This is a genomic window from Aquiflexum sp., assembly GCF_977115555.1.
Genome location: NZ_CDSBKL010000013.1, coordinates 1 through 25,646 on the forward strand (window position 1 = coordinate 1; position 25,646 = coordinate 25,646).

Below are 25,646 nucleotides of genomic sequence, written 5' to 3' on the forward strand. Positions count from 1 at the left end.
AATTCAAAATAAATATTGGCTAAAGGTGCAAGCGAAATACCCAAAACGTAAATCACTGCCGTGGATACTTCTTTCAACCAAGAAATCTTTTGCTCGCCAATTTTCAAAAAACCCATCCAAACCACAGTCACAAAGGCAAGGATAAGCCCCGGGGTTTGGATAAATTCAAGTTGATTGGAAGTAAAAAAAAGAACCGCACCAATCAAAATACAGGAAATGACAAAAGGAAGGAGAAATCGGAAATACTTTAAATGAAATTGATGTCTAAGTGCATGTGGCTTTCCGGGGGCACCATTGGCATCCATCAAATGGTCCAAGGTATAGATTCCCCATACTGCCAATCCCAATAATAAATAGGCAATGAAAGGAACTTTCACAGCAAGCATATCCGAGAAAAACAACATTCCAGCCATTGCCCCAAAAACTACATCCAAGGACAATAGATTGAAATAAAGCAAAATGTTCCTAAAAATCCCCATTTAGCTTTAAAGTTATCCCATTGGAATAATTTTCTGCCATAAAGGCTTTAAAGAATCAAAACTTTTTAAATTAAGAGGAAAAATGAACCTATGAAAAATCTGCTTTTCCTTTCAGTCTTTTTATTTGCCATCAGCCTTTCTGCTGCTGCACAATCAAAAATAAAAGTTGCATGTGTCGGCAACAGCATCACTCAGGGACCGGGCAGGGACAATCCTGACAGCTATCCCCTTCAGATGCAGGCAATACTAGGGGAAAAATATGAAGTCAAAAATTTTGGTGTCAGCGGCAGGACATTACTCAAAAAAGGTGATTATCCTTATTGGAATGAACCGCAATTTGAAGAAACCAAAGCCTTTGCTGCTGATATCCTTGTGATAAAGCTTGGAACCAATGATTCAAAACCACAAAACTGGAAACATAAAGAAGAATTTACGGCAGATTATATCGAAATGATAGAGACTTTCAAAAAATCTATGCCCAAGAAAGGCAAAGTGTATATCTGTCTTCCTGTTCCTGTCTTTCAGGGAAATTTTGATATCAATGGAGAGGTAATTCTCAACGAAATGCGTCCTATGCTTTTGGAAATTGCCAAGAAAACAAAATCTACAATAATTGATTTGTATACTCCTTTATTGGATAAATCCCAGCTATTGCCGGACGGAATCCATCCCAACAAGGAAGGTTTGGGAATCATGGCCGCTGAAGTAGCAAAAGCAATCCAATAATCGAATTTGATAAAAAAACAAAAACCCTCGAATTTATAATCAATGCGAGGGTTTTTGTTTTCAAGAAATATTTAATGAAGTATTTTTAGAATCAGAAAAGATCAATCCATTCCAAGAAATTCCACTTCAAACATCAAAACTGAGTTTGCAGGAACACCTGGAATCGTACCGCTATCACGGTATCCCCAAGGGGAAGGAATTATCAATATTCCTTTGGAACCACTTTTCATTTGCCTAAACCCGAGGTTAAAGCCTTGTATTGTTTCAGAGGTTCCGAGTGTAAATTGGAATATCCTGTAATTCCTGGAAGGATCATAGACATTATTTTCTCTTGCTATATCTTCCCTATTGGTATCAAATACAATCCCATCCAATAATTTTCCAGTATAGTTGGAATAAACCAACATGCCTGAAGAAGGCTTTGCACCAGACCCTTCTTCTTGAACGATGATAACTACGCCGGTAGGATCGTGCACCCGGTAAAGACTGTCGATAGGTGCTGTCCTCAAGAAATCGTCAATTTTTACCCTGTCAATCGCAAGGTTCCCTTCACTGTCATACACCGGTCCACCAAAAGGACTTGGAGTACCACAAGAGACTATCAGGAAAATACCGAGCAGAAACGTTAAAACTATTCTAAAATTTTTCATTTATCAGTCGTCTGCCAAAGGATTTTCTTTGATATCTACGAGTTCAAGTTCAAAGATCAAAGGTGAGTTTGCAGGAATCCCACCATTTCCCTGAGATCCATAGGCATATAATGAGGGCATAATTACCGTTGCTTTATCTCCCTTTTCCAAATTGAAAACACCAAATTCAAAGCCTGGGATAACCATTCCTCTACCAATAATAAACTCTAGGGGCTCATAGGTCCGGTTTGGGTTAAAAAGGTTATTTGCCTTAGCAGTGGCTTCAATTGAAGTATCGAATACGATGTTATTCAATAGCTTTCCGGTATAATTTACAAATACAGTATCTCCCAAAGCCACTTTAACACCGCTACCGGATACTTCAGTCCAATAAATTCTAATACCGGTACCACCATCTATCGCCTCCTTGACGGAAGCAATGGGGTTTTGCGTTACGTATTGCTCAATTTTCTGAACTTCCTGTTCAAAAATTATCTGGGCATTTTCCTCGTCCGAAACACAACCAGTAAAAACCCAAACCACTGATAATAATAACGCTCCTAATCTTTTCATATGTTTATTTTTGTACGTCTGTGATTTCTACGTCGAAAATCAGCACAGAGTTTGCTTTAATTGGACCTCCGGAATCTCTGTCTCCATAAGCCAATGTAGAAGGAATGAAGAATTTGGCTTTATCACCTTTTTTCAATAGTGCAAGACCTTCATCCCATCCTTGGATAACCCTTCCCTGTCCTACAGAAACCTCTAATGGAGAATACCCTCCCCCACTGTCTCTTTGTTCGTCGTAGGTATTGTTTGCTTGAGCTACTTCTTTGATACTGGAATCAAAAAGCGTCCCATCCAACAAATACCCTGCATAATGAACGAAGGCCAAATCACCGACTTCAATTTCAGGACCTGTTCCTTCTTCCTCTATGACGTAATAAAGACCAGATTCTGTCTTGGTCGCTTTGATATTTTTTTCAGCGAGGTAGTCTTCAATAATTTTGGTATCTATTTCCAATTGCTTTATGGAATTTTCAGCCTGCTTCTTCATCTGTGCCTCTTGAAGGGAATTGAAGTACGCTTCGACGCCTTGTTGGTCAGTGATGTCTACAACACCAATCTGTATTTTTACATTTTTTTCTTTATCCAAGAAAAAAGGGATATTCTGCTCACCAAAAACTTTCATAGAATTAGCTTCAAAAGCGATACTATCACCTTTTTTAAGCCCCAAGAAAATTTCATCCATTCCACTTTCCTTTGGCAAGGAATCATTGAAAAGGATATATCCAGGCATGTTTTGATCGTAGGTAGAAATAAATGTGGAGTCTTTATCCGTTTTTACGATCAAGTGATAAAGGATATACTCACCGTTTTTAGGAGCCACGTCTCCTTCTTTGATGTAAGTATATTCAATGCCGTCAGAGGTTGTTTGTTTCTTCTGACAAGACATTAGGCCAGTAGCCAGTACCATAACTATGGCAGACAATACGTAGAAATTAATTTTTTTCATGAAGGAGTTCAGATTGAATAAATAGGGAATTATAGTTTTCTTTTATTAAAGTTTCAAATTTTTCTGTGGTCTCTTGGAGGGTCAATTGGGATTTTCCTCCTGAGGCATTTTTATGTCCTCCGCCATCAAAGTAGGTGGCTGCAAATTTGTTGACCGCAATGTCCTCTGTAGACCTGAAAGATATTTTAATGCCATCTTCACGTTCGGTAAACAAGGCTGCAATCTTGATGCCATCTAAAGACAAGGCATAATTGACCAAACCTTCAGTATCGCCTGTCTGGGAACTGTATTTTCTAAGGTCCTTTTTACTAATTGCAAAATAAGCCGTCTGTAAATCCTGCATGATAACCAGCCTCCTAGTGATGGCAAATCCAATAAATTTCAACCTGTTGACACTGTTGGTATCATAGATCAAGCGGGAAATCTTGGAATTGTCAGCCCCGATTCCGATTAATTCAGCAGTGATCAGATGGACATTTTTGGTAGTATTCGGATGCCTAAAGCCTCCGGTATCGGTCATTATACCTGCGTAAAGGCATTCTGCAATATCCTTATCTATCAAATTCTTATAGCCGATTTCAACAATCAACTCGAAGATCAATTCACAGGTAGCTGCGGCAGAAGTGCTCCAATACCTGAAATTTGCAAAGTCTTTAGGATCTTGGTGGTGGTCAATGTTTACTTTGTAGGCTTTTGATTTTTCCACCCAAGATTGCATATCCTGCATCCTCTTGGGACAGGAGAAATCCAGACAAAAAATCAAAGTTGCTTTTTGTATGATGCCAATGGCTTCTTCTCTCTTGGATAAATCTTCAAAGTTTATCACCTCCTCATTTCCTTTCATCCAATGGAGAAAATAAGGATAATCTGAAGGAGTGATGACCTGAACCTCATGTCCCAGTTTGATTAAGAAATTTGACATCGCCAGACAAGACCCCAATGCATCGGCGTCAGGCTTGTGGTGGGTAGTGATGACAACTTTCTGGGGTGAGGAAATTATATTTTTGAATGACTCTAAATCTCGCATTTGATTGCATTTGTACACTCCCCTTGAGGAACATAGTCCGCAAAGGTCAGGATAATTTTTGAAAAATCCCAATGGCACTAAAAGTCTAAATGCGAATCAGATAACACAGATTTTACAACCAATATTCGGAGATTCAACGAATTCATGTATTTTTGCAGCCATATTTAAACCTACAAAAATAATTACAATGGCAGGTAAAAGAACTTTCACCATGATCAAGCCGGACGCTTTTGGAGCCGGTAATTCCGGAGCAATATTAAAAATGATAGAGGAGGCAGGATTCAAAATTGTTGCGCTCAAAGCGACTCAACTTTCACCTGAATTGGCCGGAAAATTCTACGAAGTACACAAAGAAAGACCATTCTATGCTGATCTTTGCAAGTATATGTCCTCAGGACCTATCATTGCCGCAATATTGGAAAAAGACAATGCTGTGGAAGATTTCAGGACTTTGATCGGTGCAACCAATCCTGCAAATGCTGCAGAAGGTACCATCAGAAAAATATTTGCCACTTCCATAGAAGCGAACGCTGTGCATGGTTCCGACTCGGATGAAAATGCCCAGATAGAAGGAAATTTTTATTTCAGTCAATTTGAAAGGGTATTGTAATCGGAAGAATTTGGGTGGAATAAATCCCTCCATACAAATAAAATATACAGGCGGTCAGGATCAACTGACCGCCTGTTTTGTTTAGTATTTGTGATTGATATATTATTTTGAGGAAGGTGCTCTGTTTTATACCCAAACAGTTAAGGAATATTTTTTTAAACCAAGCTCAGATTATCATTAAAGCCAAATACTTTACCAAAGGATTTTTATTGAGCGAAGGAAAATGTCTACAAAATTTAAGAAAAAATGAAATCGTATTCTCTCAAAAAAACAAAGGCTACCAGAAATCTGATAGCCCTTATGTTTAAATATTATCGAAAATATGTTTTTACCACTCCCAAAGCCCATTTTCGAAATCGAGCAGTTTGTATTCAAATTCCAAGGAATTTAGGAATGCCTGTAATTCCGGGTTGGGATGGTTGGGATTAACCAAATCCGCAACATATGCATTGTCAGGATTGGTATACCTTCTCACTACTGACCTAAACAATCTCTGATCGAAAACCTGATCATAGGTAAGGTTCTTCGCAGTATTTTGGAAAATCAACCATCGCGCTTCAGGATGGTCCTTGAAGTGATAATAGAAATCCTTGAACCTGATATAACCAATTGTCTTTTGCCCGGCATTAGAATTGGTTTGAGATGGCATTACCAACTCAATGTATTTCACATCGAATTTGATTTGTGAATGATGCTTGTCAAACACAAAATCTTCCATGAAATCCAGATAATACAATTGCTTCACAAAAATACTGTCTCCATTGGCTGCCAACCAGAAATTGGACTGGAAATCAGAAATCGAAAGTGGTTGTGTAAATTTATCATCTGCAAACACCTCCAAGGCATTGTCTTCGACAATTGCCTTATATATCTGGTTAACAACACCGTCATTTTTGGTATCGCCTGAGCCATATAGAGGTTGATTGTATTTTTCCCTGAGGTCAATCCTCCTCCATACGGAGATTTGGTACATCTTATCGTCTTCACGAATTGGATGAGCCGAAAAAACAGTGTCCATTTTGAACTGTCTGTCGCCAGTTCCGGACGGGTTCACGCTTGTCGCGACTTGTGCATAAGAACCTATGCTGACAAGCGAAAGACCAAGGGAAAAAAGACCAAAGATTTTTGAATAAAGTTTCATATTCATTTTTGTTTATGATCATGCCCGGTGGCATCATCGATCAATTATTTAATCGCCATCCTGATAATCTCAGGCTGATTGCTCGTAATTTTATTGCCCCTGAAGTTGGTTCTGGTGATCTGGGTAACACGTATTACCAAAGCATCTCCACTTTTAGCTGAAGCCAAGAGGTTTCTAATGGCTACATTTTTACCGTTGATTGCTACTTTCTCTCTTGGAACCTCGTTTCTAAGTAGAATTACTTCTCCTCCTGTAACTTCGAAGTTGGCATCCTTAGCCATAGTCCTACCAAAATTTGCCTCAGGAATAGCCTCAACTATCAAGGAAGAAGGTCCCGGTGCAGGATAAGCTTGACTCAAATCAATAGGGCCTCTTCCATCAAACAACCTTACTGTTGGAGCGGGAACGGGCTTAATATCATACGATACATCGCCGATTTTATTGCCCCCACTGCTGACTCCGATCAATACTTTTCCTGAACCTCCAGGAATTACTGTCAATTGGCCTGGCTTACTTCCTTGGATGGACGAACCATTAGAAACAGTAAAGCTAGGTGCGTAGCTGTTTCCCAAAGCAGGTACATCGATCAACAATTCATTGGCGCAATCCGCATAAAGTTGGTTGACCACTTCTGAAGTAACTTTGATGACCGGCTGGGCAACAAAATATTCATATTCAACAGCAAGTATTTTATCTTCTCCACCTACATTTGTCACAATTTCTCCTTTAAGGACCCGCTTGGAAAGTCCTCTGTCATCATACTGAGATGCAGGAGTGGCAGTAAATTCAATTTTACCAAATCCGTTTTCTACTGAAACAGGCCTTCCGTCGATTGTCATCTCAGGTGCATCCGAAGATGAAGAGGAAGCAATAAACATATCTGCCTGGAACTTGGTACCTGCTGCAACAACATTCGATTGGGCGGCAATTCTCGCTTCCACAATATCCGCTTTATAATAAAAAGATCCGATAGAAGCAGTGATTGCTGCCAAAGATTCACTTTCTATATTCAAAACCTCATTCTGATATTGAGATATCAAAGCCATTACTGCACCAACAGGTGACTTAACAAAGTTCAAGAACACGAAATTTTTATTTCTGACTTCTTTGTCATTTTTAAACATTTCAATGTCTTTGGCATCCTTTGCGATATCCTGAAAGGTCATTTCAATCCCAGTTTTCTTAAGGATTTCGCTGATTTGCTTGGGATATGCATTTAGCCTTTCCTGCATTTCAAATCCTTTTTTATTGTTATTGAAGATATTTCCCGGGATGTCCGTGTTTTTCAGGGCAGAATTACTGAACTGGCCTTCTTCGTTTTTTGCATTAGAAACTGTCAAAAGCTCCTGCTTCAATTCCTCCAAATAAGTATACGCTTCAGAAGTAGCTTTTCTGACTTCTTTTGCCGCATCTACCTTGGGTACATCTTTTTCATTATTTCCTTGATTCTCTACTGTCGAAGCAATAGAAGATACCGTAAATTCATTTTTGTTGATGAAGTTTTTGGAAGTCCTTTCCAATCCGTCATTTAACAACACAAACTTTTGGAGAATCTGGTTGCTTACCTGTAATGCCAGTAATGCTGTCAATACAAGGTACATCATACCGATCATCCGCTGCCTTGGTGTTTCTTTTCCTCCAGCCATATTATTTTTTTAAAAGATTAAACATTTATAATAACAGGCTTAACCTTTCATGGCCGATAACATGCCACCATATACTTTATTCAATGAGCTCACGTTTGAATTGAGTTTTGCCAATTCGTTTTTGAATTGCTCGGTTTCTTTTCCTGCTTCGTTCAATCCTTCCATAGCAGTGGAGATATTGGAGTAGAATTTATTCAGGGTTTTTAGATGTGATTGAGCATCCAACAGCTCCATTTCATACACATTGTTCAATGCAGAAAGGTTCTTGGTAACAGTTACTACTTGGCTGTGATATTCTTTGGCATCTGCAGAAGCAGAAGAAAGTTCAGTCAATGCCATAGCAGTTTTTCCATAAGACTGGTTGATATCAACCAAAGTCTTTGATGCTGTCTTCACATTACTGGCATATTCATTTGTAGCCACTGCTGCATCGGCAATCGAGCCCATTTTTTCAGCAGATGTAGCAAGATTTTGAATTCCTTTACCCAAGCTATCAAACAATTCAGGTCCGATTTTAGCATTAGAAAGCATTTCGTCAAACTTTTGGCTAAGATTGTCTTTTGGCTCTTTTTTGGTGGATTTGCGCTCGGCAGGCTCATCCCCTGCTAGCTCGGGGTAAACTTTTGACCAGTCTACCTCTGCATGTTTTGGTTCAAACGCTGATAAGAAAAATATAGCGGCTTCTGTGGAAAGACCCACACCGATCATCAAACTGGCAAAAGGCCAGTCGAGAATTTTGAACATTGCTCCTAAGATAACTACGGCAGCACCAATACCATATATTTTTGGCATGATATCTCCGTAAAATACGTTCATGAATGATTTGTTGTTTGTTGCCATTTTTTTTAAAAATTAAAAGGTGAGTGAGTGATTAATTTTTTATTAGAGTCTATTTCTTTCTTCTTCTGTTGTTACTGATATCCATTGAACCAGATCTACCCAAATAGGTCATCGCAGTCCTGAATCCGATGTGAGCAGTTTTCACATCTTGAAATTCATAAGTTCTTGTACTTGTTTCGAGATAATGAGCGATGTCTTTCCAAGAACCGCCACGTACTACTTTTCTTTTTTCGTTAGGATCATCGTATCTAGGGTCCAAATCCCAAGTCACAGATCCACTTACGGCATTGTAAGAGTCCAATACCCATTCTGCTACGTTACCTGACATATTGTATAAGCCAAATCCGTTTGGTGCAAAAACATCAACAGGCGCAGTGTATGCGAATCCATCGTCAATGTAATTACCTCTACCAGGTTTGAAGTTTGCCATCAGACAGCCTCTTTTATTTTTAAGGTAAGGGCCTCCCCAAGGATACTTGGCTACTTCTTTTCCGCCTTTGGCTGCATATTCCCACTCAGCTTCGGAAGGCAATCTGAAAGGAGGGTAATCAAAATCCGCCTTGTCATTTGCATTCAGGTGATAGGTTCTCCACTGACAGTACATATTGGCCTGCTCCCAACTAACGCCTACCACTGGATAATTGTCAAATGCTGGATGGTCAAAATAAAACTCCATCAATGGATCTCCATAATGATAGGTAAAACTGGTATTCCAAACAGTGGTATCTGGAAGCACAGTGTTGATATCAAAAGTAGGAGCTTCCTTCAAAGTAGTCGGGGTACTATAGGTGTACTCACCTAACCTGACTGCCTCGATGAACTGTCTGTACTTATTGTTGGATACTTCATATTTATCCATGTAAAATTCGGAGATAGTAATCTGCTTGTTCAACGAAGATTGTGAGAAGGCGATATCCTCATCAGCCTGCCCCATCCAAAAAGTCCCGGCCTTGACCGGTACCATTTCTTGAGGAAGGATTTGTTGCCAGATTACCCGCTTGGGAACACCCGTAACTTCACCCCTTCTATTGTCTTTTTCACTGGCAGATCCTTTCTTGCCCAAAAGTCCGCAACTCGGTAGCACTACCACTACCAAAACCGCTAAAATTATGCTTAAAACGCGTGTCTTCATTTTTTTAGACATAAATTACATTAAACCATTTATCAAATTCATGCCACTTTTTGGATAAGCAACAAGAGCGAAAATTAAAGTAAATTCTTAGAAATACACAAATTTAATTGCTGAATTTCCAATAATTATTTTTTAGAACCTAAATCTGGGAGTGCGTTGGATCGTCCTTTGGAACTCCCTTGTAACATCAGGAAGTACGTAGGATAACATGAACTCATGGCTTGTCGGAGCTTTGGCTTCTATACCCCCGACTACCAGATCAAATGCATAACCAATCCTTAGAGATTTATCTTTCAGGATACTGTAGCCCATCAAAAGTGATACCGATTCTTCACCTCTAAAAGCAAATCCTCCGCTTACCTTTTGATTATATGTGGCTATAACGCTAACATCATATGAAAAATTATTGAATGAGACTGTTTTCAATAAAACACTCGGTTCAAAATTCCATTGGGCAAAAGTTTTTATTCTATATCCTGCCAATACGTAAGTATGGTTTTTAAGTTGGTTTTCGAAAGAGCCTTCTCCAAAATCAAAGCTCGGCTCATTCAAATGTCTACTGCTGATTCCCAGATAAAATTTGGTGCGGTCGTAAATGGCCCCTGCCCCAAAATTGAAATTCATTTGTGTTTCACTTCCAGAAGCCGGAATGTTAGGATCCGGATTTACAAAATCCAACTCATCAAATCGAATTGTAGTCGCAAATACACCACCCATAACTCCTAAACTCAAAACACCCCTTCTTAGTTTTTTATGATAGCCTACCGAAAGGTTTGCTTCCTGATTTGTAGTCGGGCCGATATTATCATTTACCAAATTTAGGCCTACTCCGAGTTTAAGTTTATCTATGGATCCCGAAGCTGTTACCAATTGGGTAATGGGAGCTGGGCCATTGGTACCTGAGTAGTTCAGCCACTGGGACCGATGCAGTGCAGAAAATCTATAACCTGCTTCTTTTCCTGCAAAAGCCGGATTAAAATATCCACCATTATACATGTATTGGGTAAACTGGGCATCTTGTTGGCCTTGCACACTCGTAGCAAAAAAACTACCTGTCAAAATCAACAGGAGGTATTTCAATAACGTAAAATCCTGTTTAACCATGTACCAATAACTGATGAAGTAAAACCTATTTTACACATTTTAACTCATTTTTGCCATAAAAGATTGGAAACATCACAAATTATTTGCCTTTTTTATGTAAAGTTCTAATGCACCAGTCATACTTGGTGCATTTGGCATAGGTGCTTCTATATCTAGAATTAAATTATGTTCTCTGACTTCCTTGGCTGTTGTCGGCCCAAAAGCGGCTATTCTGGTATTGTTTTGTTGGAAGTCAGGAAAATTCTGCTTCAACGATTTGATCCCCGATGGAGAGAAAAAAGCCAAGATGTCATATTTGATATCTCTGAGATCAGAAAGATCTGCAGCTACTGTATGGTAGATTATAGCTTCTGTATAAGTAATGTTGTTCTTAGCCATGTATTCAGGAATTTCATCCTTTCGAATATCAGAGCAAGGGAAAAGGTACTTTTCTGATTTATGCTTTTTAAAATAGTCAAAGAGATCTGAGGCTGTTTTTTGACCTACATAAAGTTTCCTTTTACGGATCACAATATATTTTTGAAGATAATGGGCAGTTTGGTCAGAAATGCAAAAATACTTCATATCTGCAGGCATCTCTACTTTTAGTTCTTTGCAGATTGTAAAAAAATGATCAATCGCATTCCTGCTGGTGAAAATAATGGCAGTATGCTTAAGAATATCAATTTTCTGCCTCCTGAAATCCTTTACTGAAACCGGCTCCACCTGTATAAATGGCCTGAAATCAATTTTTAAATTATACTTTTCAGCTAATTGAAAATATGGTGATTTCTCATCTGTTGGCTTCGGCTGAGAAACTAAGATACTTTTTACCTGGTTTAATCTGTCTTTGGTAGATTTAGTCGTCATATTTCACTTCACCATTTGAACTTTTCCACTTGAACTCACCCCATGATAACCTTCGAAAGGAATAAGAGAGGGACTATTTCCGCGCTGCAAATGTAAACAAATAAATGGTAATTTTTAAAGGACACCTTATTTGACATGATCAGAAAAAGCATAAACACTCCAATCATATAAATCCAAAAAAAGCCATAAAGCAAATATTTTATCGTTATCTCCAATTCAAAGAAGCCGTTCAATATAATTATGCTCACAATGAACGAGAATACAAATATTGTTATGGAAATGATCCTAAGCATATAAAAAAAGTGGGGGATCACAATTTTTTTCAAATCAAACACGAATCCTAAAAATCTCAAAAGCGCAAATTTCAGAACCGAAACGATAATTAGTATGGCAGTTCCCAAAAGCCAACTCAGGAAATGCTGGTTAAGGTCTCCCCTTATAATAAACTGCAGGTTTTCATTTCCTACAGCTTTTACAGAAAGCATCACCATCAAAAAAACCATCATATTCATCAGCAACAAATAAAAAATCACATCCAAAGAAAAGAACTTCTGTACAGAATTTGATTCCGAAAAATCTTCTGCAGAGAAAACTGAGGTGGGCATCAATACCAATTTGAGGACCAAGGGATAAATCAACTTGTATACCGAAATCAAAAACAGAATGCTGATAATGGCAAAAAAGAAAAAGTCATTGAAACTATCCACTTGTCTTTTTTCGGGAATTGATTTTTCCGGACTTACTTTTTCTAAAGGCGCTATGTAATTTTCAAAAAATCCTTTTTCAATAGAGACATTGGCAGCAATTATCCCATTTTTCATGATAGTCAATGAGGTTCCTGTCGAATCCAAATCAGTAAAAAACCCTTTTAAATCTGATATGGGAATGACAAATATGGTATCTTCCTTTGTCTGAAACCATAACCTGCCTCCCAAAAACAAGGTAGATCCTCCAGGAAACCCAAATCTATAAGTGCTGTTGGGGAAAGTATTCAGATCCAATTTTACCTGAATTTTGTCATTCGAATTGCGGATTGATTCCGGATACATCTCCCTAATGCCTGGATTGTAGTTTTCCAAAACCTGAGAAAACCCACCAAAAGAAACCCCTCCAAAAACAAAAAAAAGTAAGAATCTAAAATATGCTGTTTTCATCTGTTAGAACCTACCGGTATATCCAAAGTGGATTTTAGAAAGATTGAGTGCAAATTCTTGGGAGTTGGACTTGCCAAGACCATAAATGAAATTAAAAATACCATTCCCCGTTTCCAGACTGAATCCCATTCCTGCTGAGAAGGTGCTGTCAATCCCAAAGTCCTGAACTGTATTTTCTAATCTTCCCATATCGGCAAAAATCATAAAATAAGAGTAGGTATCAAAATAAAACCTTGGCTCAAAATTAAGATAGAGGTATTTGTTGGCAAAAAAGAAATTCTCATTGAATCCACGGATGCTTTGAAGCCCTCCGATTCTGAAAAGATCATTCAGCAGGATGTTCTCGTTTTCCACCATACCTCCCGCGATCCTGGTAAAAATCCCCCATCTTGGTGAAAGGTAAAAATGTTTTTCAAACTTTCCCTCCATATAATATTGGAGGGTTTTGAGTTCGATGCCTTCATACAGACCCGGGGGAAGCCCTGTGTTTTGCAGAATATTTTTATTTCCAATTGCAAATTCTATTTGGGCAAGAGCGCCTCTTCTGGGAAAAAAAACATCGTCTAACCAGATATGGCGATAGTTGAGACCATAATTGTTAAACCGGAAATCTCCGGCATCCGGCAGTTGGGTACTTTCTTCAAGTCCAAATACAGCCAATAAATCCCCTGCCTGACGTCTTGTAAAGAAACTGAGGTATCCATCTGAATTAAACCGGTATCCAAAATTAAGTCTAAAATCCCTGTTGAGGAAAGTGGTATCTTCTTTCAATAAGGAAAAAGATAGACTAGCATCGATATTTGATCCCAATAGCAAAGGTTCAAAACCGGAAATCTTCAATGTTTGCGAAAGTTGATTGAACCGCTGCCAATGCAATTCGTAATTACGGCCTGTCCCGGCTACATTATATAATGCAATATCAAACTGCCCCGTGATCAACATTTTTCCGCCCTCGTTTTCATTTGGTAAAAACCCGATAATGCCGTCAATGGAATTGATCTTGCGGTCGGTTATAGGAAGGTACAATGTCGCTTCCTCATTTTGAAAACTCAATTCAGGTTCACCGGCCCATTTGAGATAAGGAAGTCCGCGGATTTGTTGGATTCCTTCATCGATTTTTTTCTGCGAAAAATCCTGACCAGGTTTGATCTGTAAAAACCGGGAAATAAATTCAGGTTTGGTTTTGGTATCGCCGGTGATCTTTAAGGAATCAAAAGTAATCCTTGGTCCGGAATCAAGGTCCAAAGCCCCTGAAAATCCATTGCCTTTCCTTTCCAGACTGTCTAACCTGATGGCAGCAAAAGGATAGCCCCTGTTTTCAGATTCCTTCAAAAGGGATTCAAAGAGTCTTGAAACCTGTCTATAATCGAAAGGCTTTCCGGAAAACCTCCTCATGTCTACACCTGCTTTGACCATCAAAACCGGATCGACATTGCCCTGCCTGAGTGATACCCATTCGAACTTTTCGCCGGTATCCACCCTAAGCCAAAGGGAATCCTTGGAAGTTTTGATCACTGCTTCTTTTGGTGCGAGATAACCTAGGCCGTAAAGTTCTCGGTATTTTCCTCTGATGAAATTTGACACCTCCACAGAATCCTTGAGAACCTGATCTTCCTGGACAGACAGCGCACCGACCATTTCCCAACGAAACCATTTTCCGTCCTGGGAAAAAACAGGAACCCCAATAGAGCAAAATAAAGGAAATAGGAAAATGAGGATTCTTTTCACCTTTGAGCGGGTAGGTTTGAGTATCTTTGTCGGCTAAAAGTAAATAATTTGTCCGGTATCTACATCCATATCCCTTTTTGTAAGCAGGCCTGTCACTACTGTGATTTTCATTTTAGCACAAAAAATGACCTGATCGATGATATGGCTGAGGCCATTTGTCTTGAACTTGAACAGAGAAAAGACTTTCTTCCAAAAGGTAGCCCGGTCAAAACCATCTATTTCGGAGGTGGCACGCCTTCATTGCTTTCAAAGCTACATTTGGAAAAGATATTGGAAAAAATCACCAAGAGCTATTCTTTGGATTTGGAAGAAGTGACGCTGGAGGCCAATCCCGATGACCTCAATACTGGAAACCTTCAAAGCTGGAAAGCTTTGGGTATCGACAGGTTAAGCATCGGAATACAGACTTTCGATCCGGAGATTTTAAAATTCTACAACCGCGCCCATACGGCCGAAGAATCATTAAAAGCAATAGAATCCGCAAAATCAATTGGATTTGAAAAGCTGTCGGTTGATTTGATCTATGGATTTCCTTCAGACAGCCATGATATCTGGAAAAGAGACCTTGAAATCGCATTATCCCAAAACCCTGGACACATCAGTAGCTATTGCCTGACCGTCGAACCAAAAACCGCTTTGGGGAATTGGCACAAAAAAGGAAAGTATAGGGCTGCCTCTGAGGATTTTGCTGCAGAACAGTTTGAAATCCTCATGCAATCCATGGATGATGCAGGCTATGTCCAATACGAGATTTCGAATTTTGGCAAAACGAGCCAATTTGCCATACACAATACCAATTATTGGCTTGGAGTTCCTTACCTCGGAATCGGTCCAAGTGCGCATTCATTTGATGGAAAAAACAGGGGATCGAATATTGCCAATAATGTCCAATACATCAAAAAGCTAAAAACCACAGAATCCATCTTTACCAAAGAAATCCTCAGCCCTGAAGATGCCGCCAATGATTACATCCTGACTTCCCTTAGGACAATTTGGGGTACTGACCTGATTCATCTGAAAAACTTTTCGGGATATGACCTGGAAGTTTTGAAGATGGATAACCTAAAGATGCTGAGGCAAGAAAAACTCATTCGGGAGGAAACGGATAAAATCCTCCTTACCAAAAAAGGTAGATTGTTGGCAGACAGCATTGCCGAATCTCTTTTTTTACCTTAATTAAATTACCTTTGGACATGATGGAAAAGTACGGCAACAACGGAGGAAGGAAGAAAGAAGCAACACCCTTGAAGGAGGCTTTTGATGATTTGCTGAAAGCTTACCGGCTCAAAGACAAATTTGACGAAAGGGTCCTTTTGCAGGCTTGGCCCGAAATGATGGGCAAGATGGTCGCCTCACGCACTACAGGACTTTACATCAAGGAAAAGAAACTTTTTGTAAAAATCAGCTCCGGACCTGTCAAGAATGAACTGAAAATGAACCGGACCAAAGTCATGGAACTGATCGAATCCAAGTTTGGCAAAGGTGTGATTGAGGAAATAGTATTTCTTTAAATCAATCCTGCTGCGCAAAAACCTTCTTCATCAGGTCTGAAGTCCTTCCCAAGGGATTACCGCGGATATTTTTTTCTTCTTCTGCTATCAATACAAACAAGCCATCGATTGCCTTTTGGGTTACATAGGCATTCAGGTCAGGATTGACTTTCTGTTTGGTGAGAGGGATTTTATTGTACGAATTGGCCAGGTCTCCATAGTATTTGGTTGCTCCGACTTCATCCAAGGATGCTTGGATTTTTGGTTTGAATAGCTCTACCAATTGGGCATTGGTTGTTCTTTTCAGAAAATCCGTTGCTGCTGTAGGGCCTCCTTTCAATAACCCGAGAGCATCCTGGATATTCATCTGCTTGATGGCATTAACAAAAATCGGTTTTGCTTCGATTGCAGCACTTTCTGCACCCCTGTTGATAGCTAGCAAGGCACGGTCTACTTCACTGCCAAGGCCCATATTCCGGAGGGTTTTCTCTACTTTTTGCGCATCCTCAGGAAGCAATATCTTGATCATTTCATTTTTGAAGTAGCCATCGGTTTTTGAGGCCAAGTCTGTACCTTTTACTATTCCCTGTTCAAGGGCTTCTTTTAAACCCTCGGCGACTTCATCCTGAGACAAAGAAATCTGCCCTGAGGTGACATCTTTGATCAGTTTGTTGATTTGGGCGGAGGAGCAACTGTATATAAAAACAAAAAGTACCAGGAAAGAAATCTTGTAAAATCGCATATGGTTTTTTTAACATTTATTTAGACTCATGGCATTTAACGCTTTCAGGAAAATTAAGTTTGTTTCAGTATTATTGTATTCAATTTCTTTGAATGCTTAAAGTTCCTACCCTAAATATCGGTAAAATAAGTATTTTGCTAGCCATCCTGACCTGGTTGGCTTTGCTTTTTGTAGATATCACGAGGATTTTCCAATCTGTGAATCAGATGGAAAACAGCATTGCTCCGGAGATTTCCTACATCCTTGAGATCCTGTTTTTTATTCTTGGCTATATTTTTTACAACCATTCGATCAGCAAAAATGATAACATTGATTTTCTGAACCTTATTTGGAGAGGCGTCTCTACAGGGCTCTTAGCGACCATTATTTCCTTGTCCATCAAGATCTTTTACATGATGCTGGGGGGAAGCAAACTGGGTTCAGACCCCTTGTTGAACAACTTTTTTTACCATGTCAACTTTGCATTTATTTCCCTTTTTCTGATTTCCTGTTCTTTGCTTTGGAAGCATCTTATTCTGTACCAAAAAACCAAAAATGTGGTCCAACAATGGCAGGGATTTGAAGTACTGATGCTGATGAGCATGTTTTTCGTTTTTTTTAACGGCAACGATTTTGATTATAGCTTCATCTTTGGATTGGTATTTCTGACGATTTTCTCGGCTTCTTTATCAATCAACCTGAAATGGATTCCTTATTTGACATTCAAAGAAAAGTGGAAGTCCATTCTGTTTCTGGTGATTATCCTGCTATGTACCACTTTTCTTTTTTCAAATTTATTGTCCTATAGCAATAGTGATATCACTTTTGTCAACCTGACTGACAACTTATTTTTGATGGGCCTTTTTGCCTTTGTGTTTACATATTCACTTTTCAGTTTTTTGGTCACGCTGTTTAATCTTCCGACCTCCTCTGTTTTTGAGCAAAAACTGGTAGAAGCCATCAATTTTCAGCGACTCAGTCAATCCATTAAACCAGGGCAGGATGAAAACCAAGTCTTGGATATATTGATTGATTCAAGCATGAGTGCCTCCTATGCCGATGGGGGATGGCTGGAGATTTTGGACAAAGACCAAATACCCCAATTGATCCAAAAAAGATTTATTGATGAAGAAGTCCGTCAGGAAATCATCACATTGTTTCAAACCGTTAAGCCATTTTCAGAGTTTGAATGGGCTCAGGATGACAATGATACCAAGAAATTTTATGGGAAAATTCCTCACAATATCTTTAAATCTGCCTTTTTGATTCCTTTGGTAGTCAACAAAAAAACAATCGGCCGAATGTACCTGGTCAAAGAAGTGCGGGATGGTTTCAACAAAGAAATGATCAACATCATCACCACATTTGTGGGGCAAGCATCTATCTCGGTAGAAAATTACAGGCTGCTGAATGAAGCCATCAAAACAGAAAGGTATAAAGAGGAGTTAAAAATAGCCCAAAGGGTGCAGCGGAGTTTATTGCCAAAGGAATTGCACCACAATGAAAAATTTGAAATTTGCGGATTCTCTGTGGCGGCAGATGAAGTGGGTGGGGATTATTATGAAACCAAAGACCTTGATAAAGGTGTGTTTGCCATTATCATTGGAGATGTCTCCGGTAAAGGTACTTCCGCAGCATTTAATATGTCCCAAATGAAAGGCATATTCCATAGTCTGGTTCAGCTCAAGCCAAGCCCCGGTGAGTTTTTGTTCAAAGCAAATACCGCACTGAGCCAATGTCTTGAAAGAAATCATTTTATAACGACCTCTTATTTTATGTTGGATACAAACCAACAATCCATCCGATACAGTCGTGCAGGCCATTGTCCTACCTTATTTTATGACCATAGCGAGGACAAAGCCGACTACTTGAATGCAGATGGTTTGGGTTTGGGAATTGTCAGGAATTCAAATTATAAAAATTACATCCATGAGTCAGAGTTCAGGTATGACAAGGAAGACATTCTGGTTTTGTACACAGACGGAATCATAGAAGCAACAAATAAAAAAGGAGAGGAATTCGGATATGAAAATCTCAAAACCTCTTTGATAAAATATAAAAATCTGAGTGCAGACAAAATCCAGAAAGAGATCATCAATCAGGTATATCAATTTGTAGGGGACGGTGGCATACCCGATGATGACTTTTCTATCATGGTGATCAAGTTCAACTCATAACCAATCATTTACAAACCCGTAATTAAGAAGATGCTTAACATAGAAAAACTAATTGAGAATGAGAGTTGGGTCTTGGTTTTGACAGGAGAGATAGATGCAAGCAACTCCGTCGAACTGGATGCAGCCATGAGTGAGGTGGTGAATGAAGGTGCAAAAAACATTTTGATTGATTGTGCGGGTCTCGAATATATCTCCTCTGCAGGGTTGGGGGTATTCATGTCTTACTTGGATGAATTTGAAGAAAACAATATCAAAATGGCCATTTATGCTTTGAAAGATAAAGTCTTTCAGGTATTCCATATTCTTGGACTTGACCAACTGATTACTATTAAGCGCACAAAAGAAGAAGCCCTGGAGGGTTGAAATATGAGTTCCCAATTAAGATTATATTGTGATACAGCCCAATTGTCGGACCTGAGGCAGTTTTTAGAGGCAATTCTAAAAGAAACCCCTTTGTCCGAAATTGAGCAGCACCAGGTAATTTTGGCAGTGGAAGAAGTCTGTGCCAACCTGATTATCCATTCACATGACTGTAATTCGAAAGAATATATTGACCTCAATGTGAATTTCTCTCAGAAAATTATTGTTTTTGAAATATTGGATTTTGGAAAAGGATTCAATATCCTTGAATACCAAGAGCCCGAAATATCTCAAGTTATCAAATCGAAAAGGAAAGGTGGACTTGGCATCATTCTGGTTAAAAGGATCATGGATAAAATTGAGTTTGAATCTTCTGAAAACAAAAATATCTGTAGGTTATATAAAAATCTCAATTCCAAATAAATGTTAATTAGGATATCTTAATCGTACATCCGGCCCTAATTTTTCAATTTAATTTGTAACATTGCACTTGTTTTCCGGCAATTCATTTATGATTAATATAAGTCGATTTCTTTTCTTAGTCCTGATTCTTGGATTTTCATGCAGCCCAAAATCTACTGTTATACAGGTAGAAACACAGGAGGACATCCCATCGCCTTTATTATCCATTGGAGACAATGCGGTATTTGCTGATGAATTTTTGCACATGTTATCCAAAAACAGGGAATTTAAAAATTCTGAGAATAAGATCTCAGAAGAAGAATTCCAGGAAAACCTAGACCTTTTCATTAATTACAAGCTCAAAGTCAAAGAGGCAGAAAGCCTTGGTTTAGACAAAACCGAAGAGTTTGAAAGAGAATTCGAAGTCTTCAAAGACGATCTTACCCAGCCATTTTTGATCAAAAACTCCCTTCAGGAAGGTGAACTGATGAAGGCCTATAACAGGATGAAGGAAGTAGTCAAAGCTAGCCACATCTTGTTGCAGTTTCCACCGAATGCAAGTCAGGCAGATACCATTTCTGTGTTGAAGATGGCACTCAAACTGAAAGAGGAAGCTGAGAACGGTGCTGATTTCAACGAATTGGCATTTGAGCATTCTGATGATCCGTCTGCCAAAGACAATAAAGGCAATTTGGGGTATTTCACTGCTTTGCAGATGGTTTCCTCTTTTGAGGATGCGGCCTATTCCATGCAGGTCGGGCAGATTTCAGACCCTATATTGACAAACTTCGGATACCATATCATCAGGCTCGAAGACCGTCAGCCCAATCCAGGGGAGGTGAAAGTTTCGCATATTTTAGTGAGGTCACAGGGAAATGACCCTATCACTGAGGAAAGAATTTTAAGAAAGGTAAACGAAATATATACCGAGCTTCAAAAACCTGAAAGTTCCTGGGAGGAAATCTGTCAACTTTATTCCGAAGATTCGGGTACAAAAAACACCGGAGGTTCATTGCCTTGGATTGGTTTGGGATCCGTGATTCCCGAATTCGAAAGGGCTGCATTTTCGCTTCAGGAAGAAGGAGAAATTTCACCTCCTGTGAAGACGCCGTTTGGATACCATATCATCAGACTGGAAGGCAAAAAACCTCTTGCAAGCTACGAGGAGATGGAATCCTCCATCAAATCCAGGATTTTGAGAGACAGCAGGTCTTCCTTGATCCAATCCCAGGTGGTGGCTATCCAAAAATCAAAATATGGATTTGTCGAAAATGAAATTTTGGTTGACTCGATCAACAGCTTATTTTCCTCCACTCCAAGACAAGAAATAACAAAGACCATTGAGTCTAAAAATCTTCTTGACTCAGTTTTATTCAGCATCAATGAAACACCAAAAACAGTAAAAGGGCTGTTGGATTTTATTGCCGAAGACCGGCAGGTCGTTAGGACCAATTCACAGAATTACTTCAAAACTTGGTTTGACAAGTATGTAGAAGTCAATCTTCAGGAAGCCGAAATCAACGATTTGATGACCAACAATGAGGAATATAGATTGATGATTCAGGAATACCGTGACGGAATCCTGCTTTTCTCATTGATGAATGAACAAGTTTGGCAAAAAGCCATTGAGGATAGTCTTGGTCAGTTGGATTTTTATCAGGAAAACGTCGCAAAATACCAATGGAATGAAAGGGTACAAGCCCTGATCCTCACCATGGCAAAAGAGGGAAGTATTCCTTCAGTCAGAAAATTTTTGGCTGATAAAAAGTACCAACCAAACCTTGTTGACCGTTTAGAAAACACTTTCCTGATCAACGACCCCCTTGCCTTTACCATTAGTGAAGGTATCTTCGAATGGCGACAGCATCCGGTACTGAAGAGTGCGGACATGACCAAGAATTTTCAGGAGCTGCGTTTGGAAAACAAAACCTACATGGTGGTTTTGGGCGAAAAGGTTTTGCCTGGACCAAAGAAATTTGAGGAAACAAGAGGGAAAGTTATCCAAGATTATCAGGATTTTCTAGACAAGAAACTTATCTCTTCCCTGAAGGAAAAATACGCTGTCCAGATCAATGAAGAGGAAAAACGAAAAATATTTGACCTTGCGGTGGAGAAATAACCTGTTATTTCTGATCCTTTTGGCGTCAATAGGGGCATGCGACTTCTTTAGGTTCAAATCAGAGAAAGAAGGAGATGATGATCCTGTCATTGCGTCAGTAGCCAATCAAAACCTACTCCGATCAGAGCTTTCATTTATCGGTTCAGAAAACAAATCTGAGGAAGACAGTGCAAATCTTGCAAACAGATATGTACAGTCATGGATCAGAAAACAACTCCTGATACAAGAAGCCGGCAAATCAATGGATTTTGACGAAGCTGAAATCAACAGGAAACTCCTAGACTACAAGTACGCCTTGATGGTCTATGAATTTGAAAAAAAATACGTGGAGGAAAACCTCAACAGTGAAGTCAGCCAGAAAGAGATCGAGGATTATTATCAGATCAACAAAATCAACTTCAGTCTTAAGGAAATTATTGTCAGGGTTAATTTTGTAAAAATCGAAAAGGGATCATCGCAAAACAGTCAGTTGGAAAAATTGCTGCGGTCCCAGAACCAAAAAGATTCTGAGGCATTTAAACAATTGGCCCTAAATTCCGGAGCCAATTATTTTCTTGAAGATTCTACCTGGATCAAACTGGATGATATTATCATAAATACGCCTTTGGCCAATCATCCCAACAAGGTGGAACTCGTTCGTAACAACAAGCATGTAATGACTGGGGACGACCGTTATAAGTATTATTTCAAGATATTGGAATACAAATTGCAGGATCAGGTTCCACCAATAGAATTTGTAAGAGATGAGATTAACAAGATCCTTATCAACAAAAGAAGGATTGAACTCGTCGATCAATTACAGAAAGAAGTATACAACAGAGCACTTGAAAAAAATGAATTTAAAATATATGAGTAGATTAAATTATTTACTGACCCTATGTGCACTGAATCTGATCGTCATTCAGGCAAATGCACAAACGGAAGTAAAAAAAGAACCTTCTGCGCCTGCGGGACAGGTGATCGATAAAATTGTAGCCAAAGTAAACAATTACATTCTCCTGGAATCCGATATCCAAAAATCTTACCTTGAAGCCATAGCCCAATCCCAACAGGATATCCAGCCCCCTACGAGGTGTGAGGTGTTTGAGTCCTTGCTTATCAGCAAAATGATGGTTGCAAAAGCAGAGATTGACTCCGTGATGGTGACAGATGCAGAAGTGATGTTTCAGGCCGATCAAAGGTTTTCGATGGTCATGCAGCAGTTTGGAGGAGATGAAAATATGCTAGCGGAGGTCTATGGGAAATCAGCAGATCAATTGAAAACTGAGATCCATGACATGTTGAAAGAACAGCTGCTTGTCCAAAAAATGCAGGCCAAAATCACTGAGGGCCTAACGATTTCTCCAGCAGACGTCAGGAAATTTTACAATGATATTCCAAAAGATTCCCTGCCGTTCTTTTCTGCGGAGGTAATGGTCGGTCAGATCGTAAAAAAACCTGAGGTCAATCAAAAAGTAAAAAACGAAATTACGGAGCAGCTGAGAGGACTCAAAAATCAGATCATGGAAGGAAAAGCTGATTTCCAAACCCTTGCGAAGCAATATTCCCAAGATCCGGGATCAGCACCTTTGGGTGGTGAATTGGGATTTTTTAGGAGAGGAGAACTAGCCCCTGAGTATGAAGCGACAGCGCTAGGTTTGGAAGTACTTGAGATAAGTGATCCTGTCGAAACAGCTTTTGGTTTCCACATGATTCAGCTCCTGGAAAGAAGGGGAAATACTTTCAATACCCGCCATATTCTCATCCGTCCTGAGCCTTCGGAGCAGGATATCCTCGATGCTGAAAGGTTTTTGGACAGCCTTAGGACAGTAATTCAATCCGGAAAAATTGACTTTGCCAAAGCTGCCAAAGAAAGTTCTGACGACAGGGCTACTTCTGACAACGGTGGATTCTTTGTAGATCCAAACAACAATTCAAGCAGACTTACCTTAAGGACGCTTGACGACCCCGTTTTATATTTCACCTTGGACAGTATGGAAGTGGGTTCGATTACCCCTCCCATCCGCTATGAAACCGAAAGGGAAGGACCTCGGGTCAGAATTCTTTTTTACAAAGAAAGATTTCCTGCACACCGGGCCAATTTAGAAGATGATTATGAAAAAATGAAAGCTGCGACAAAAAGAAGGAAAGAGGAGAGCTTGCTTAGCAGGTGGTTTATTACTGCCAAAGAAGATGTCTTCATCGATATTGATCCTGCCTATGACAGGTGCGATGTTTTGGGGAAAAAATAATTTCATCATTCAAAATCAAAAGAAGAGCTCCCCGATTTGGGGAGCTCTTCTTTATTTATACCTTTTCCAAAGCCTGCTGAATGTCCCAAATGATATCCGAATGGTGCTCAACGCCGATGGATAACCTGATCAATTTTTCACTGATCCCGAGTAATTTTCGATCCTCTTCTGATACATCACTGTGGGTCATGGTAGCCGGATGCTCAGCGAGTGATTCAGTGCTCCCCAATGAAACTGCCAATTTCATCAATTTAAGATTATTCAAAAACATAAATGCTTCCTTTTCCCCTCCTTTGATGTCAAATGAAAGCATTGCTCCGGCACAGTTTTGTTGCTTCTTGAAGATGTCATACTGAGGATCTCCCGGCTCAAGATGTCCCAAATAGTAAACCTTTTCGACTTTAGGATGTGATTTTAGATAATCTGCCACTTCCACTGCATTGCTTGCCTGCTTGGTCATCCTGACTTTGAGTGTCTCCAAGCTCCTCATCAACAGCCAACCTGTCCAAGGTCCGGCCATATTTCCAAGAAATGTCCTCAGCGTCCTCACCCGTTTCATATGCCTGGAATTACCCAAGACCGCCCCGGCGATCAGGTCCGAGTGCCCACCAATGTATTTGGTCGCGGAATACACTATCAAATCAACTCCATGCTTCAAGGGATGCTGCCAAAGTGGACCCATATAAGTATTGTCTACACAGACTACGACTTCTTTCTCAGCGGTGCTCAGGTGGTCTGCAACATCTCTGCATACAGAAAGGTCAAAAAGTGCATTTGTAGGATTAGCAGGAGTCTCTACATAAACCATTTTTACTTTTTCGCCCAATCCCATTTTTCTGACCTTTTGGATAATTTCGTCAGATGATTGGTCGGCGGTAAATCCAATACCATTGATGCCATATTGAGGAAGGACTTTGTTGATAAAATGGTCGGTGCCACCATAGACAGGTTTACTATAAAGCAATACATCTCCGGGTCTCAAAAATTCCAACATTACGGTGGAAATGGCCGACATGCCACTCTCGAATACTGCACATTCTTCCGCTTGGTCCCAAAGACATAAGCGCTCTTCCAGAATCTGCAAATCGGGGTTATTGAGTCTGCTATAGATCAATCCCAATTCTTCATTTGGCTCTTTTTCTCTTTTGCCATAGGCAACCTGGAAAAATGCTTTGCCTTCCTCGGCTGTTTTAAAAACAAAAGTACTTGTTTGGAATATAGGGCATTTTACTGCCCCCTCTGACAATTCAGGCTTGTACCCATGAGTCATCATCAAACTCTCGGGTTGGAAATATCTCTCTTGCATTTCATTTGGGTTTATGCAGGCAAATGACAAGAAAATATTGATTATTGTCAATAGCGACGAAAAAATATTATTCTGATTTTATAAACAAAACTTTATAATCATTCCATAAAAACAAAATTAAAAAATGTATTTATAAATATAATGAAATATAATTTTAAATTATTTGTTTTCTGAATACTTGCAGTTACTTAAAATACGGGAAAATTATCTTACCAAAAGTTTGTGTTTATATTCTTTTTCCCGGCTTCTGACTGTGACA

24 protein-coding genes and 1 pseudogene are annotated in these 25,646 nt (G+C 39.4%); 10 read left to right on the forward strand and 15 right to left on the reverse strand.

The annotated features are described in order from the left end of the window. Positions 1–479, reverse strand: a pseudogene (locus tag ACZFYI_RS01700) (hypothetical protein); the annotation flags it as partial. A gap of 90 nt (positions 480–569) precedes the next feature. On the opposite strand from ACZFYI_RS01700, the gene ACZFYI_RS01705 reads away from it, so the two are divergent. Beyond that, positions 570–1,205: a GDSL-type esterase/lipase family protein gene (locus tag ACZFYI_RS01705; protein ID WP_462522392.1), complete on the forward strand. Its 636-nt coding sequence runs from the start codon at positions 570–572 to the stop codon at positions 1,203–1,205. A gap of 101 nt (positions 1,206–1,306) precedes the next feature. Here the strand turns inward: ACZFYI_RS01705 and ACZFYI_RS01710 are convergent, their stop codons facing one another. Genes ACZFYI_RS01710 through ACZFYI_RS01725 form a run of 4 tightly spaced genes read right to left on the reverse strand, consistent with a single transcriptional unit; the run spans position 1,307 to position 4,377 of the window. Beyond that, positions 1,307–1,855 (reverse strand): FKBP-type peptidyl-prolyl cis-trans isomerase, encoded by a 549-nt coding sequence (locus ACZFYI_RS01710; protein ID WP_462522393.1) that lies wholly within the window; start codon positions 1,853–1,855, stop codon positions 1,307–1,309. A 3-nt stretch (positions 1,856–1,858) separates the two neighbouring features. Then, positions 1,859–2,407: an FKBP-type peptidyl-prolyl cis-trans isomerase gene (locus tag ACZFYI_RS01715; RefSeq protein ID WP_462522394.1), complete on the reverse strand. Its 549-nt coding sequence runs from the start codon at positions 2,405–2,407 to the stop codon at positions 1,859–1,861. Positions 2,408–2,411: 4 nt separating this feature from the next. Further along, positions 2,412–3,350 (reverse strand): FKBP-type peptidyl-prolyl cis-trans isomerase, encoded by a 939-nt coding sequence (locus tag ACZFYI_RS01720; RefSeq protein ID WP_462522395.1) that lies wholly within the window; start codon positions 3,348–3,350, stop codon positions 2,412–2,414. Further along, positions 3,337–4,377: a DHH family phosphoesterase gene (locus tag ACZFYI_RS01725; RefSeq protein ID WP_462522396.1), complete on the reverse strand. Its 1,041-nt coding sequence runs from the start codon at positions 4,375–4,377 to the stop codon at positions 3,337–3,339. The genes ACZFYI_RS01720 and ACZFYI_RS01725 overlap by 14 nt, the downstream gene beginning before the upstream one ends. Positions 4,378–4,564: 187 nt before the next feature. On the opposite strand from ACZFYI_RS01725, the gene ACZFYI_RS01730 reads away from it, so the two are divergent. Then, a complete protein-coding gene (locus tag ACZFYI_RS01730) occupies positions 4,565–4,987 on the forward strand; it encodes a nucleoside-diphosphate kinase (protein ID WP_462522397.1) in 423 nt (140 codons plus the stop codon). A gap of 328 nt (positions 4,988–5,315) precedes the next feature. Here ACZFYI_RS01730 and porN read toward each other — a convergent pair whose 3' ends face one another. The 8 genes from porN to ACZFYI_RS01770 form a co-directional block, all read right to left on the reverse strand. Next, positions 5,316–6,128: a type IX secretion system ring subunit PorN/GldN gene (porN, locus tag ACZFYI_RS01735; protein WP_462522398.1), complete on the reverse strand. Its 813-nt coding sequence runs from the start codon at positions 6,126–6,128 to the stop codon at positions 5,316–5,318. Positions 6,129–6,172: 44 nt separating this feature from the next. Next, a complete protein-coding gene (gene porM, locus ACZFYI_RS01740) occupies positions 6,173–7,774 on the reverse strand; it encodes a type IX secretion system motor protein PorM/GldM (protein ID WP_462522399.1) in 1,602 nt (533 codons plus the stop codon). 39 nt (positions 7,775–7,813) lie between these two features. Beyond that, positions 7,814–8,614: a type IX secretion system motor protein PorL/GldL gene (gene porL, locus ACZFYI_RS01745; RefSeq protein ID WP_462522400.1), complete on the reverse strand. Its 801-nt coding sequence runs from the start codon at positions 8,612–8,614 to the stop codon at positions 7,814–7,816. Positions 8,615–8,663: 49 nt separating this feature from the next. Next, positions 8,664–9,758 carry a T9SS ring complex lipoprotein PorK/GldK gene (gene porK, locus ACZFYI_RS01750; protein ID WP_113923644.1) on the reverse strand — a complete coding sequence of 365 codons (1,095 nt, stop codon included), beginning with the start codon at positions 9,756–9,758 and terminating at the stop codon, positions 8,664–8,666. 120 nt (positions 9,759–9,878) lie between these two features. Then, positions 9,879–10,850, reverse strand: coding sequence for a PorP/SprF family type IX secretion system membrane protein (locus ACZFYI_RS01755; protein ID WP_462522401.1), 972 nt, complete (start codon positions 10,848–10,850; stop codon positions 9,879–9,881). 72 nt (positions 10,851–10,922) lie between these two features. Further along, the gene (locus ACZFYI_RS01760) at positions 10,923–11,699 is read right to left on the reverse strand and encodes a uroporphyrinogen-III synthase (RefSeq protein ID WP_462522402.1); all 777 of its coding nucleotides are present in this window, start codon (positions 11,697–11,699) and stop codon (positions 10,923–10,925) included. A gap of 35 nt (positions 11,700–11,734) precedes the next feature. Continuing rightward, entirely contained in the window at positions 11,735–12,853 is a 1,119-nt protein-coding gene (locus tag ACZFYI_RS01765; RefSeq protein ID WP_462522403.1) for a DUF4271 domain-containing protein, read from the reverse strand. Positions 12,854–12,856: 3 nt separating this feature from the next. Then, positions 12,857–14,581, reverse strand: coding sequence for a POTRA domain-containing protein (locus ACZFYI_RS01770; RefSeq protein WP_462522404.1), 1,725 nt, complete (start codon positions 14,579–14,581; stop codon positions 12,857–12,859). A 48-nt stretch (positions 14,582–14,629) separates the two neighbouring features. Here ACZFYI_RS01770 and hemW point away from each other — a divergent pair, with 48 nt between their 5' ends. Together hemW and ACZFYI_RS01780 are read left to right on the forward strand one after the other, a co-directional pair. Beyond that, positions 14,630–15,757 (forward strand): radical SAM family heme chaperone HemW, encoded by a 1,128-nt coding sequence (hemW, locus tag ACZFYI_RS01775; RefSeq protein WP_462522405.1) that lies wholly within the window; start codon positions 14,630–14,632, stop codon positions 15,755–15,757. 20 nt (positions 15,758–15,777) lie between these two features. After that, positions 15,778–16,092: a DciA family protein gene (locus ACZFYI_RS01780; protein ID WP_462522414.1), complete on the forward strand. Its 315-nt coding sequence runs from the start codon at positions 15,778–15,780 to the stop codon at positions 16,090–16,092. A gap of 1 nt (position 16,093) precedes the next feature. On the opposite strand, the gene ACZFYI_RS01785 is transcribed toward ACZFYI_RS01780, so the two are convergent. After that, positions 16,094–16,813 carry a DUF4197 domain-containing protein gene (locus ACZFYI_RS01785; RefSeq protein ID WP_462522406.1) on the reverse strand — a complete coding sequence of 240 codons (720 nt, stop codon included), beginning with the start codon at positions 16,811–16,813 and terminating at the stop codon, positions 16,094–16,096. 92 nt (positions 16,814–16,905) lie between these two features. Between ACZFYI_RS01785 and ACZFYI_RS01790 the strand changes: the two genes are divergently transcribed. The 6 genes from ACZFYI_RS01790 to ACZFYI_RS01815 all read left to right on the forward strand — a co-directional run bounded on the left by ACZFYI_RS01790 (position 16,906) and on the right by ACZFYI_RS01815 (position 24,081). Next, a complete protein-coding gene (locus ACZFYI_RS01790; RefSeq protein WP_462522407.1) occupies positions 16,906–18,969 on the forward strand; it encodes a GAF domain-containing SpoIIE family protein phosphatase in 2,064 nt (687 codons plus the stop codon). A gap of 30 nt (positions 18,970–18,999) precedes the next feature. Further along, positions 19,000–19,332 (forward strand): STAS domain-containing protein, encoded by a 333-nt coding sequence (locus ACZFYI_RS01795; protein WP_462522408.1) that lies wholly within the window; start codon positions 19,000–19,002, stop codon positions 19,330–19,332. A gap of 3 nt (positions 19,333–19,335) precedes the next feature. Beyond that, positions 19,336–19,752 carry an ATP-binding protein gene (locus ACZFYI_RS01800; protein ID WP_462522409.1) on the forward strand — a complete coding sequence of 139 codons (417 nt, stop codon included), beginning with the start codon at positions 19,336–19,338 and terminating at the stop codon, positions 19,750–19,752. A gap of 88 nt (positions 19,753–19,840) precedes the next feature. Further along, positions 19,841–21,850 (forward strand): peptidylprolyl isomerase, encoded by a 2,010-nt coding sequence (locus ACZFYI_RS01805; RefSeq protein ID WP_462522410.1) that lies wholly within the window; start codon positions 19,841–19,843, stop codon positions 21,848–21,850. Beyond that, entirely contained in the window at positions 21,834–22,706 is an 873-nt protein-coding gene (locus tag ACZFYI_RS01810; RefSeq protein ID WP_462522411.1) for a peptidyl-prolyl cis-trans isomerase, read from the forward strand. Before ACZFYI_RS01805 ends, ACZFYI_RS01810 begins: the two co-directional genes overlap by 17 nt. Beyond that, the gene (locus ACZFYI_RS01815; protein ID WP_462522412.1) at positions 22,699–24,081 is read left to right on the forward strand and encodes a peptidylprolyl isomerase; all 1,383 of its coding nucleotides are present in this window, start codon (positions 22,699–22,701) and stop codon (positions 24,079–24,081) included. Before ACZFYI_RS01810 ends, ACZFYI_RS01815 begins: the two co-directional genes overlap by 8 nt. 55 nt (positions 24,082–24,136) lie before the next feature. Here the strand turns inward: ACZFYI_RS01815 and ACZFYI_RS01820 are convergent, their stop codons facing one another. Next, positions 24,137–25,387, reverse strand: coding sequence for a cystathionine gamma-synthase family protein (locus ACZFYI_RS01820; protein WP_462522413.1), 1,251 nt, complete (start codon positions 25,385–25,387; stop codon positions 24,137–24,139). Between the last annotated feature and the right edge of the window lie 259 nt (positions 25,388–25,646).